The 12,216-nt window shown below is 44.7% G+C and carries 9 protein-coding genes; 5 read left to right on the top strand and 4 right to left on the bottom strand.

Features of this window, described 5'->3' with window-relative positions; translation table 11 throughout:
• Window positions 1–5 precede the first annotated feature (5 nt).
• From C7H79_RS06080 to tkt, 3 genes are all read right to left on the bottom strand, one after another.
• On the bottom strand, window positions 6–1,184 hold the full coding sequence (locus tag C7H79_RS06080) for a phosphoglycerate kinase (protein WP_106706402.1): 1,179 nt from the start codon (window positions 1,182–1,184) through the stop codon (window positions 6–8).
• Window positions 1,185–1,319: 135 nt separating this feature from the next.
• Window positions 1,320–2,318 (bottom strand): type I glyceraldehyde-3-phosphate dehydrogenase, encoded by a 999-nt coding sequence (gene gap / locus C7H79_RS06075; protein ID WP_106706401.1) that lies wholly within the window; start codon window positions 2,316–2,318, stop codon window positions 1,320–1,322.
• Window positions 2,319–2,398: 80 nt separating this feature from the next.
• On the bottom strand, window positions 2,399–4,414 hold the full coding sequence (gene tkt / locus C7H79_RS06070; protein ID WP_106706400.1) for a transketolase: 2,016 nt from the start codon (window positions 4,412–4,414) through the stop codon (window positions 2,399–2,401).
• Between the two features lie 315 nt (window positions 4,415–4,729).
• Between tkt and gdhA the strand changes: the two genes are divergently transcribed.
• The 3 genes from gdhA to C7H79_RS06055 all read left to right on the top strand — a co-directional run bounded on the left by gdhA (window position 4,730) and on the right by C7H79_RS06055 (window position 9,390).
• Window positions 4,730–6,076 carry an NADP-specific glutamate dehydrogenase gene (gene gdhA / locus C7H79_RS06065; protein ID WP_106706437.1) on the top strand — a complete coding sequence of 449 codons (1,347 nt, stop codon included), beginning with the start codon at window positions 4,730–4,732 and terminating at the stop codon, window positions 6,074–6,076.
• A 158-nt stretch (window positions 6,077–6,234) separates the two neighbouring features.
• Window positions 6,235–8,148, top strand: coding sequence for a lytic transglycosylase domain-containing protein (locus C7H79_RS06060; RefSeq protein ID WP_106706399.1), 1,914 nt, complete (start codon window positions 6,235–6,237; stop codon window positions 8,146–8,148).
• A gap of 3 nt (window positions 8,149–8,151) precedes the next feature.
• Window positions 8,152–9,390 carry a multifunctional CCA addition/repair protein gene (locus C7H79_RS06055; RefSeq protein WP_106706398.1) on the top strand — a complete coding sequence of 413 codons (1,239 nt, stop codon included), beginning with the start codon at window positions 8,152–8,154 and terminating at the stop codon, window positions 9,388–9,390.
• A 301-nt stretch (window positions 9,391–9,691) separates the two neighbouring features.
• Here C7H79_RS06055 and C7H79_RS06050 read toward each other — a convergent pair whose 3' ends face one another.
• The gene (locus C7H79_RS06050) at window positions 9,692–10,489 is read right to left on the bottom strand and encodes a YiiX/YebB-like N1pC/P60 family cysteine hydrolase (protein ID WP_106706397.1); all 798 of its coding nucleotides are present in this window, start codon (window positions 10,487–10,489) and stop codon (window positions 9,692–9,694) included.
• Between the two features lie 344 nt (window positions 10,490–10,833).
• On the opposite strand from C7H79_RS06050, the gene C7H79_RS06045 reads away from it, so the two are divergent.
• Entirely contained in the window at window positions 10,834–11,481 is a 648-nt protein-coding gene (locus C7H79_RS06045) for a hypothetical protein (protein ID WP_106706396.1), read from the top strand.
• A 210-nt stretch (window positions 11,482–11,691) separates the two neighbouring features.
• Window positions 11,692–12,117, top strand: a complete 426-nt coding sequence (locus C7H79_RS06040; protein ID WP_106706395.1) for an Hsp20/alpha crystallin family protein — start codon at window positions 11,692–11,694, stop codon at window positions 12,115–12,117.
• Window positions 12,118–12,216: the final 99 nt, after the last annotated feature.

The raw sequence follows: 12,216 nt of genomic DNA, 5'->3' as shown, positions 1-12,216 counted from the left end.
GTCGATTAGTTACCACGCATTTCCAGAATTTCTACCGCAGGTAGTTTCTTCCCTTCTAAAAATTCGAGAAATGCACCGCCTGCCGTAGAGATATAGGAAATTTTGTTATAAATATCATATTTTTGAATAGCTGCAATGGTATCACCACCGCCCGCCAGAGTGAACGCTTTGGTTTCTGCAATTGCTCGCGCTATCTTTTCCGTTCCAGCACCAAATTGATCAAATTCAAATACACCCACGGGACCATTCCACACCACTGTCCCGGCTTTCATGATGATATCCGTTAATTCCTGTGCACTCTTTGGGCCGATGTCAAAAATCATTTCATCATCTGCCACACTACCAGCGTCTTTCAATACTGCCGGTTCATTAGCATCAAATTTCTTGCCAACCACAACGTCGACCGCAATCGGGATCGATGCATTGCGTTTAGCCATTTTATCCATCAAAGTTTTAGCCGTTGGAACCAAGTCATCTTCGCACAATGACTTGCCGACATTCTTACCGGTTGCCTTAAGAAAAGTATTAGCGATACCACCACCAACAACCAATTGATCCACTTTTTCAGATAATGATTCAAGTACGGTCAGCTTAGTGGAAACTTTCGAACCGCCCACAATGGCAACCATAGGACGAGCTGGCCTCAACAACGCTTTAGTTAAGGCTTCCAACTCTTCAGTCAGTAAAATTCCCGCACAAGCTATCGGAGCATATTTAGCGATACCATGGGTTGAAGCCTCTGCGCGATGTGCGGTGCCGAAGGCATCCATCACAAACACATCGCATAATTTTGCATACTTCTGTGCGGTTTCCTCGACATTTTTCTTTTCGCCTCTGTTGATACGGCAATTTTCAAGTACTACCAGCTCTCCAGAATCAACATCAAATCCACCATCCACCCAATCTTTTATTAATCGAACTGGCTTTCCTAATCGGTTGGCAATATTATCGACAACGGGTTTCAGTGAGTTTTCTTCGGTCCATATTCCTTCATCAGGACGCCCCAAGTGAGAAGTGACCATCACTTTGGCGCCTGCTTTGAGGCAATGATTAATCGTCGCCATAGAGGCGGTAATGCGTGCGTCCGAGGTCACTTTACCATCCTTCACGGGCACATTCAGATCAGCGCGTATAAATACGCGCTTACCTTTAAGGTCAAGGTCTACAAGTTTAATAACAGGCACGATAAGCTCCAGAATTGTCTTTAAGAAAATATAAAGGATAGCTAACGCTACCCTTTATATCTTGACGAACTGAATATTGATTTACATAGCAATCAAGATCTTAATTATTCCCAATTACGTATCGATCAATACAAATTACTTGGCAACGGTACGAGCCATTTCCAATATCTTGGTGGAGTAACCCCACTCATTGTCATACCATGCCACCACTTTAACAAAATTTTTATCCAAAGCCATACCAGCTTCGGCATCGAAAATGGACGTACAGCTTTCTCCGCGGAAATCTGTAGACACCACTTTCTGATCGGTATAACCTAACACTCCCTTCATTGAATCTTCAGAAGCTTCCTTCATTGCCTTACAAATCTCATCGTAGCTAGCTTCTTTTTCTAACTCAACCGTTAAATCAACCACTGAGACGTCTGAAGTTGGAACACGAAAAGCCATACCGGTTAGTTTCTTGTTCAGTTCAGGAATCACAACGCCTACTGCTTTAGCAGCTCCCGTTGATGATGGAATAATATTTTCCAGAATACCGCGACCACCACGCCAATCTTTGTTGGAAGGGCCATCCACAGTTTTTTGCGTCGCTGTAGCTGCATGCACCGTGGTCATCAATCCACGCTTAATTCCCCATTTGTCATTCAACACTTTGGCCATTGGCGCCAAACAGTTGGTAGTGCACGAGGCATTGGAAATGATGCTCTCACCCTTGTAGGATTTATCATTTACACCATACACAAACATTGGCGTATCATCCTTCGAAGGAGCAGACATAATGACCTTTTTAGCTCCCGCTACAAGATGTTTTTCGCAAGTCTCTTTGGTCAGGAACAATCCAGTAGATTCGATAACAACCTCAGCTCCCACTTCGTTCCATTTCAATTCAGAAGGATCTTTAATCGCAGTCAGGCGAATCCTTTTGTCATTAACCACCAATGTGTTCCCATCTATTGATACATCACCTTTGAAACGGCCATGCACTGAATCGTGTTTCAACATATAAGCCAGATAATCTGGCTCTAACAAATCATTGATCGCGACGATTTCAATATCCGGAAAATTCTGTACAGCTGAGCGAAAAACCATACGCCCAATACGACCAAATCCATTAATACCAACCTTAATTGTCATGCTAAAACTCCTCGAATAAAAAACTTTCTGTTTTCGGATGAATACAGTTGATCACACGATAACCATATTTTTAAATTGAATTAGAGAATGCCTTTTACAGTTTTGACTACGTTCTCGACGGTAAAACCGAAATGCTTGAATAGCACATCTGCAGGCGCTGACTCACCAAAGGTATCAATACCCACTACCGCACCGTCCAGCCCGACATATTTACGCCAAAAATCTGTCACACCTGCCTCGATAGCGATCCGTTTGACACCCCTTGGCAAGACATTGTCCTTGTAGGATGGTTCCTGGCGATCAAAAACATTCGTACAAGGCATGGAGACAACACGTGCATGAATACCCTCATCTGCCAATACTTTCTGCGCATTCATGGCCAGACCGACTTCCGAGCCGGTAGCGATGAGAACAACCTGCGGTTTGCCGTTACTTGATTCGGCCAATATATAACCACCTTTTTCGATTAGTTTGATGCTTGCTGCGTCTCGTTTCTGGAACGGCAAATTCTGGCGACTGAAAATCAAAGCTGAAGGTCCATCTTTACGTTCGATGGCACGCACCCATGAAACAGTTGATTCAACGGTATCGCAAGGCCGCCATACATCCATATTGGGGATATAACGCAATGTTGCTGTTTGCTCTACCGGTTGATGCGTTGGACCATCTTCACCCAAACCAATTGAATCATGTGTAAAGACAAAAATGTTACGTATTTTCATCAAAGCAGCCATGCGCAACGCATTACGAGCATATTCTGAAAACATCAAAAAGGTTGCACCGTAAGGAATCAGGCCACCATGCAACGACAAGCCATTCATCATCGCACTCATACCAAACTCACGCACACCGTAATAAACATAATTGCCCCCGCCATTATTACCGACTCCTTTGGAGCCTGACCATAGAGTCAGGTTGGAACCCGCTAAATCGGCAGACCCTCCAATCAATTCCGGCAGAATAGGTGCCAAGGCTTCTATCGAGTTTTGCGAAGCTTTGCGGCTTGCGATGGATTCCGCTTTCGCATTAACTTGATTAATAACATCTTCAACATGACTACTCCAATTTGCAGGCAATTCTCCGGCCATTCGACGATCAAATTCCGCAGCTTCGGCAGGATATTTTTCTGCATACTCTGCAAGCTTCTGATTCCACTCCGTTTCAAGCTTCTGGCCTTTCGCTCTTGCGTCCCAAGCACTATAAACATCTTGGGGGATTTCAAAAGGCGGATGATGCCAGCCAATATGCGGCCGAGTAGCAGCGATTTCCGCATCACCTAGCGCGGCGCCATGAACTGAATGAGTATCGGCCATATTCGGCGAACCCAATCCGATAACCGTTTTGCAACAAATCATCGATGGCTTATTGTTTACTTGCTTCGCGGCTTCAATAGCCGCTTCAATTGCAACTGGATCATGGCCGTTGACGTTAGGCACTACATGCCAGCCATAGGATTCGAAGCGCTTCGGCGTATCATCAGTAAACCAACCTTCAACATGGCCATCTATGGAAATACCATTATCATCATAAAAACAGATTAGCTTGCCTAAACCCAATGTACCGGCTAGTGAACAAGCTTCATGCGAAATGCCTTCCATTAAACAGCCATCACCCAAGAAAACGTAAGTGTGATGATCTACGATATTGTAGCCAGGACGATTAAATTCTGCAGCCAGCACTTTCTCTGCCAAAGCCATGCCTACTGCATTCGTAATGCCCTGACCCAGCGGGCCAGTGGTGGTTTCCACTCCCGGTGTGTAACCATACTCTGGATGTCCAGGTGTTTTCGAATGGAATTGACGAAACTTTTTAAGTTCTTCCATCGGCAAATCATAGCCGGTTAAATGTAACAAAGCATAAATCAACATTGATCCATGACCATTGGATAAAACAAACCGGTCACGATCAACCCAACCCGGATTGCCAGGATTATGACGCAAGTGATGAATCCACAGCACCTCAGCAATTTCAGCCATACCCATCGGCATACCGGGGTGACCGGAATTGGCTTTTTGCACGGCATCCATCGCCAATGCGCGAACCGCACTGGTCAAATCTTTAAATACCGGTGCGTCAAAATCCTTGAATGTCCCCATCGATACAAGCTCCCTAATTTTTCAGATAAATAAAATAAATAAAAGTGTATATTATCCCCTAAGATAACAGATACGACAACTAGAGTCCTTCAATTTGCGTCTAAAACCAATTCAGTAGAGATGTAATGACCACCTTCTAATAGAATGATAGTATTCCTGCAACTTAACCTCCAATCAATGATATTGCAATGTAACTGCTTAGAAAAAAACAACTGCAAAAAACCCCATTTTTAACAAAAAACAGTGCAGCTTGTGAATTTATTTGGCAAAATTGGGTTATTTGCAAATAACCTTTCATTTACCGGGGAATTAAAAATGAAATATAAGAGCCTTCAGGAGTTCAGCGCATATGTAACTGAGCGTAATCCTAATCAACCAGAATACATGCAAGCAGTTACTGAAGTCGTTGAGAGCTTGTGGCCCTTTATTATGGAACACCCACGGTATGCCGAACATGGCTTGCTGGATCGCCTGGTCGAACCGGAACGAGTGATTATATTTCGCGTATCCTGGGTCGATGATCATGGCGAAGTCAAGGTTAATCGGGGTTATCGGGTTCAACACAGCTCTTCCATTGGCCCCTACAAAGGCGGGGTTCGATTTCATCCTTCAGTGAATCTGTCTATTCTTAAATTCCTGGCATTCGAGCAAACTTTCAAGAATGCATTGACGACGTTGCCGATGGGCGGTGGCAAGGGCGGATCCGATTTTGATCCGAAAGGTAGAAGTCCTGGTGAAGTCATGCGTTTTTGCCAGGCTTTTATCAGTGAGTTGTTTCGCCATATTGGCTCGGATACCGATGTACCCGCCGGTGATATCGGTGTCGGGGGACGTGAAGTCGGATTCATGGCAGGCATGACGAAAAAGCTGTCCAATCGATCTGATTGTGTATTTACCGGCAAAGGATTGAGTTTTGGCGGATCGTTGATTCGTCCTGAAGCAACCGGTTACGGCACGGTCTATTTTGCTCAGGAAGTATTACGGCATGCGGGACGTTATATGGAAGGCATGCGTGTTTCTGTTTCTGGCTCAGGTAATGTAGCACAATTTGCCGTAGAGAAAGCCATGGCACAGGGTGCCAAAGTGATTACCGTATCTGATTCCAGTGGCACAATCGTGGATGAAAATGGTTTTACCCCGGAAAAACTGGCGATATTGGGCGAAGTAAAAAATCACCTATATGCGCGTCTGGATGAATATGCTAAACGCGTCGCCGATGTCACTTTTCTGCCTAATGAAAAACCTTGGCATGTACCCGTACAAGTGGCATTGCCGTGCGCAACACAAAATGAAATCACCGGAACTGACGCACAGACTCTAGTTAACAACGGCGTTATCTGCGTTGCCGAAGGCGCAAACATGCCATCGAACGCTGAAGCAGTCGAATGTTTTCTCCATAACAAGGTGCTCTACGCACCGGGCAAAGCAAGCAATGCCGGCGGTGTCGCTACTTCAGGTCTGGAAATGAGCCAGAACGCAATGCGCTTGACCTGGACTCATGAGGAGGTTGATGCACGCCTGCAAGCAATCATGCAGGCTATTCACAAATCCTGCCTTAAGTACGGCACCAAGCCTGATGGCAGCATTAATTATGTGGATGGTGCCAACATTGCCGGTTTTGTTAAAGTGGCTGATGCCATGCTGGGCCAAGGCATTGTTTGATATTCATTACCAGTATATTGGCTGGCTGCAGAAATTTGCCAGAACTTGAAGTATGACTCTTGTATTTTACAGCCATACTGTGAAATACAAGCCATTGAAGCATTCGTTCTATTTCTTGATTGTAAGAACCTTCTATTGAGCCTGCGCAGGAAATAGCTATGAGAAATTACCTTCTGGGACTAATCCTTTTAGTCTATTTCGGAACATTATCCGCAAGTCAGGACCTTGATTATATTGCTGCTCGAGAAGCCTTCCAGGCTGGCAACGCCAAACGTTTAGATGAACATGCCGCAAAGCTGCAACACCACGTGCTGTGGCCCTATGTGGAATATTTCAAACTGCGCATGAGACTGCAAAGCACCGACATTGCCAGCATTCGATACTTTCTCACGCGTTATGATGGTGATCTGGTCGCGGATCGATTACGCGGAGATTGGCTCAAGTTGTTGGGCAAGAATCAACAATGGTCGCTTTTTGAAACCGAATATCCATTGTCAGTGAACAAGGATACTGAGCTCTTGTGCTATTACTATCAGAATCGCCTGAATGCCAGAGACATTTCAGTGTTGAGAGAAGTGCGATCCTTATGGCTTACACCGACTAGTCAGCCCGATAGCTGCACGCCGGTTTTTCGTACGTTAATTCACGGCGGTCAAATTACGCTGGAAGATATCTGGACCCGAATTCGACTAGCTTTGGAAGAAGGTCAAACCGGTGTGGCTACGCATATTAACCGTTATTTACCAAGTAACGAGTCGTTAAACAACACCGACTTGAATAACGCAGCCAAGAATCCGTTGCGTTATCTGGACACCTTAAATACCAGAATCAAATCACGCAGTGACCGAGAAATTGCTTTATTTGCGCTATTGCGTCTGCTGCGCAATGATACCAATCAAGCCTATGTCCAGTGGTCAAAAATCAAAAGTCAGCTTACTCCATTTGATCGTTCCTATTTTCTGGGAAGACTGGGGTACCGAGCAGCGATGCGGCATGACTCCCGCGCCCTAGATTGGTTCCGGGAAGCGCAAAATACACCGCAAACCTATCCACCCTCAGATACCGTGCTTGCCTGGCAGGCACGCGCGGCTTTGCGGGCTGCACACTGGGATGAGGTACTAAGAACTATCGACAAGATGTCATCCACCGAGCAACAAATCGATACTTGGCGCTACTGGAAAGCACGTGCGTTTATAGCGAAGGGGAAGACTCAGGATGCAAATAATATCTTAATTCCTCTCAGCAGTGAGCACAGTTTTTATGGCCAATTGGCACGAGAAGAACTGGGTAGTATGCTCAGCATCACTGACAAAATCTACCGCGCGAACAATAGCGAGGTATCTGCTATGGAACGCAAGCCCGGTATACAACGAACAATGGCTTTTGCGCGCATGAATTTGCGTACCGAAGCATTCCGCGAGTGGAGTTGGACCATTCGACAATTCTCAGATGCGGAATTACTGGCAGCATCCGAGGTAGCGCGCCGTCAGGGCATGTATGACCGCGCGATCAATACTGCGAATAGAACGATAACGCAACATGATTTCAGTTTGCGTTTTTTATCTCCGCACCGGGAAGCGCTTAGAAATGTTTTGCGGCGACATGAACTGGATGAAGCCTGGGTGTATGGGCTGATTCGGCAGGAAAGTCGCTTTATTGCGGATATTAAATCTCACGCTGGGGCGACGGGCTTGATGCAATTGATGCCAGCCACGGCCGAATGGGTTGCCAAGCAATTGGGAATACCAAATTTCCGGCAAAATCTCGTGTCAGATGTAAATACCAACTTGCAATTAGGAACATATTATCTTAAACACGTGCTGAACACATTGGACAATCAACCGCTGCTAGCTTCGGCTGCCTATAATGCTGGACCGGGCAGGGCCAGACGCTGGCGCGACGATACTAGAATATTGGAAGGTGCTATTTATGCCGAAACAATTCCTTTTAACGAGACCCGGGATTACGTCAAGAAGGTTTTAAAGAACTCAATGTATTACGCCAAAGTCCTCGAGCATGGACATGATTCACCAACACTTAAGGAGCGCTTGGGGATTGTACGGGCGAAATAGTCATTGAAAACTTATCTAGTAGGCGGTTCGGTGCGCGATGAACTGCTCGGATTGCCGGTCCAGGATCATGATTATGTGGTAGTGGGTGCTTCACCGGAGGAAATGGAGCAGTTGGGCTATCGTCCGGTAGGCAAGGATTTTCCGGTTTTCTTACACCCTCAGACAAATGAGCAATACGCACTAGCCCGGACTGAACGAAAAATTTCACTCGGATACAAAGGATTCGAAGTGTTTACTTCACCTCAAGTTACCTTGCAGGAAGATCTGGCACGCCGGGACCTTACCATCAATTCGATTGCCAAAGATGAAGCAGGCAACATCATCGATCCATTTAACGGTGTCGCTGATCTTGAAGCCGGCATTTTACGCCATATCAGTCCTGCATTTTCAGAAGATCCAGTACGGATTCTCAGAGCCGCGCGCTTTGCCGCGCGCTTCGGTTTCAGCATAGCACCGGAAACATTGATGCTGATGAACGATATGGTACATAACGGCGAGGTTGATGCACTGGTACCAGAACGTGTCTGGCAGGAACTCGCACGCGGATTGATGGAAAAGAATCCATCCAGAATGTTTTATATACTGAAGGAATGCGGTGCTTTAGCACGGATTATTCCAGAAGTGAACGTGTTGTTCGGCGTTCCGCAACCAGCGCATGTACATCCTGAAATTGATACTGGTGTGCATATTATGATGGTAATCGATTATGCTGCAGCGCAAAACTATTCGTTACCTGTGCGTTTTGCCGCGCTAACGCATGATTTAGGAAAAGGCACAACATCACCCGAAGAATGGCCGCGGCATATTGGTCATGAAGACCGCAGCGTCGAATTAACAAAGAATTTGTGTGAACGCATTAAAGTCCCTAAAGAATCGCGTGATCTCGCGTTACTGGTTGCACGTTATCACGGCGAAGTACATCGCGCAGAAGAGCTCAAACCGTCTACCATGGCAAAAATGCTGCAAGCGGTTGATGCTTACCGTAAACCAGGCCGATTCGAGGAATTCTTACAAGCTTGCGCATGCGATTTTCATGGCCGTCCAGGTTATGCGACCAGGCCTTATTTGCCAGCCGATCGATTTCGGAAAGCATATCTTGCGGCAAAAAAAGTAGACGCCGGTGCAATTGCAGCTGAGCTCAGGAAAAATTTACCTGGGTCAACTGCATTGCCAAGCGCTATTAACACCTGTGTGCACTCAGCGCGTATTGCCAGAATAAAAGCTGAATTGATATATAGCTGAAATACATAAGTTTTATAGTCTCCGCGCCCCATTTTCTGTTAATGCTTATCTTACCTTGCAGCCTCCTCAGCTTGATTAGCAGATATTAATGATTACTTCTCTATACAGTTTTCATTTTCAGTATGTTGGAAAGAACGCAGAAAAAACAAGAGAATCTATCTGATATAACGTAATTTAAAGCCTCTGCTCATCCAATAATAATATCAAACTGAAGACGATTCAGTGGCATATAAAATAACTCCAGACAATCTATAAGTGCATAGGATTACTGTACTTATAATAATTCATTAACTTAGATTTTTTAAGTGATCTCATATTGAATTCGTTTAGGATCGTGCATTGTATCGCCCCAAGCAAGTGAACGATAGTCAAAACCATTCTCAATTGTCGGTTTGATAATATCAAAGTAAGGTGATATATCGAAATCTCTTGGAGTAAAAAGACTGTGATGACGGATATGATAAATATCTGCATAGCAATCTGCGTGCGCGGGATCATCAGACCACGTGCGCTGAATCTCCGGCAGAATTGGATAACGTACCGATTCGAAGGCTTGTGCAATCAAAGTAGAACATATTGCACGCGTAGGATCGTCACTCCCCAATGCCAACAGACGTCTGCGGAATCGTGTGGGAACTGGAAACGTTGGGAGTAGATAACGCAAGAGATCGAAAATATGTTTAAGATCATACTGATGACCGATACGTGCAATCACATAATCGACAACGCGCTTGCGATCATCATTACTCAAACCGACCGGACGACAGATCCGCGTATGCATTTGTGCATAATGCGCCAGTGTAATGGCGCGCACGCCTTCTTTCAGGTCAGCTTCAATCAGTACCCGGGGCAACTCCCAAGGAGCACCATGAGGAAGTACGTTGCCAATGTAAAGTGCCGCATGTGACCAATTGGATTGTGTCAGATATTTGATAGCGACACTAATGCGGGTATTTCCCTCCACCAATAACACATCGCCAGGCTGTAAGCTAGCTGCAAGCTTTTCCTGACTGATTGTTGCAACCTGAATGCTTTGACGTATCGGCTTGGTTAAAAATCGCGCCAATCCACGTCCAACGATTTCAGTCACTTGCCCCATTAATTTTCCCTATGACGGCGTAATATCACCATATAAAGTTTCAGCAATTAATCCCAGACTATTATATGTATCTACTATACGTTTGTGATTAAGAATACTAAAAATGCTATTGTGCATTACAAGCATAGTATTTTCCATCACGGCAATAAACACATAAAAAGATCCAAACCTTTTCGATCAAAAGGATTCATTAAAGACTGATGATTCCTTTCTTACAATGGTTTTGTTCATTTATCTAATGATCGACTAAATCCGACATTATTTACTTTGCGCGGCACGTTTAGAAAAAACTATAGTGCTAATAATGATATTATTTCACTACAAAGCGAACAGTTGGAGAAATCATGCATCACTCGGAACCTGAATCCGGCTTGAATTTTAATCTGATCATGCTAATTGCATTATTGGCGGTATTACTAATCGTGCCTTTTTCAATCAATGCGCTTATGCACATGTTATCGGCCAAAAGGCCACTTAATGCGGTGATTATGAAATTGCCGACGGATAGCACTGCGATTACGATTCCGCCAACAGTCAAACAATATGAAGGCTTTGAGATCACCCTCAATCTGGAAACGAAGCATCTTGCCCGGTTTTTGAGCGAAATTGTTGCCACGGCCTCCGAAGGTACTTCGATACAGGGAATTAACGGTGCGGTATCGCCCAACATGAAGGCAGAGATTATCGGAGCAACGTTTGAAATTGATCGAAACGGACCACAAGGTCCGAATTCAGACTATGGCAGCACAGCAAAATGGCGCTGGTGGGTGACGGCAAATTCTTCAGGCGAACAGGTATTAAAATTTCGATTGCACTTATTAGCACAAAATAGTGCACAGACAAATGCTAAAATACTTGATCTCGCCGAGGCAAACTTTTCCGTCCAGGCAAATCCAATAGAATGGGTTAAACGGAATGGAATCTGGGTAGTTTTACTGCTCTCAGTTACGGTAGCGATCTTGTATGGATTACGGCGGCGCTACCTACGGTAAATGCATTTTTTATCTGAAACAAGGAAAGCTGCAAATTGGATACAGTTTCTTTCCTGACCGCTTGAAAAATTTTAAATAAACCTTATATCAACATCGAAGTGTACTTTCTGTAATTGTAAAAACGCCCCATTAAATAGCAAGTAGTACTGGATTGAATGAGGCGCTACTATTGAACTTACTTAATGTGTTTTTGATAAGGAGAAATTTATTATGGCCATTACAAGATATGAACCTTGGGGCTTGTTAAGTCAACTGCAAAAAGAATTGGAACGAGGTGGTATGGAGGGTTCCACCGCAACCGCGGAATGGGCACCTGCGGTGGATATTAAGGAAGGAACTGATAAATTTGTCATTCATGCAGATATTCCTGGGGTAAAACCAGAGGAAATTGACATCAGCATGGAAAGTGGTGTACTCACTATCAAGGGCGAAAAGAAATCTGAAAGTAAAACCGAGCAAGAAGGTTATAAACGCGTTGAACGTACTTATGGCTCTTTTTATAGACGTTTTAGTTTACCAGATACGGCGAATGCCGATGCGATCTCCGCATCGTCAAAGCACGGTGTACTGGAAGTGATTATTCCGAAACGTGAAGCAGTGCTGCCGAAAAAAATTAATGTGTCGGCAGTTGAGTAATTCAGTTTATTTTAATACTCATCGTAAAAATGGAGCTCATAAGCTCCATTTTTACCGATACAATTTTGCCAAGCAGGCTAAAGCATGACAAAATTGTAT

The sequence above is a fragment of the Nitrosomonas supralitoralis genome, from assembly GCF_003011925.2.
GTDB classification, from domain to species: Bacteria; Pseudomonadota; Gammaproteobacteria; order Burkholderiales; family Nitrosomonadaceae; genus Nitrosomonas; species Nitrosomonas supralitoralis.
Note: the sequence above shows the minus strand (reverse complement) of the source record. Positions and strands in the feature narration are given on the sequence as shown.

What these genes read in the sequence shown, in the direction of transcription:
- gap (WP_106706401.1), bottom strand. Translation starts at nt 2,318, where the DNA reads ATGACAATTAAGGTTGGTATTAATGGATTTGGTCGTATTGGGCGTATG.
- tkt (WP_106706400.1), bottom strand. Translation starts at nt 4,414, where the DNA reads ATGGGGACATTCAAGGATTTTGACGCACCGGTATTTAAAGATTTGACC.
- gdhA (WP_106706437.1), top strand. Translation starts at nt 4,730, where the DNA reads ATGAAATATAAGAGCCTTCAGGAGTTCAGCGCATATGTAACTGAGCGT.
- C7H79_RS06060 (WP_106706399.1), top strand. Translation starts at nt 6,235, where the DNA reads ATGAGAAATTACCTTCTGGGACTAATCCTTTTAGTCTATTTCGGAACA.
- C7H79_RS06050 (WP_106706397.1), bottom strand. Translation starts at nt 10,489, where the DNA reads ATGGGGCAAGTGACTGAAATCGTTGGACGTGGATTGGCGCGATTTTTA.
- C7H79_RS06045 (WP_106706396.1), top strand. Translation starts at nt 10,834, where the DNA reads ATGCATCACTCGGAACCTGAATCCGGCTTGAATTTTAATCTGATCATG.
- C7H79_RS06040 (WP_106706395.1), top strand. Translation starts at nt 11,692, where the DNA reads ATGGCCATTACAAGATATGAACCTTGGGGCTTGTTAAGTCAACTGCAA.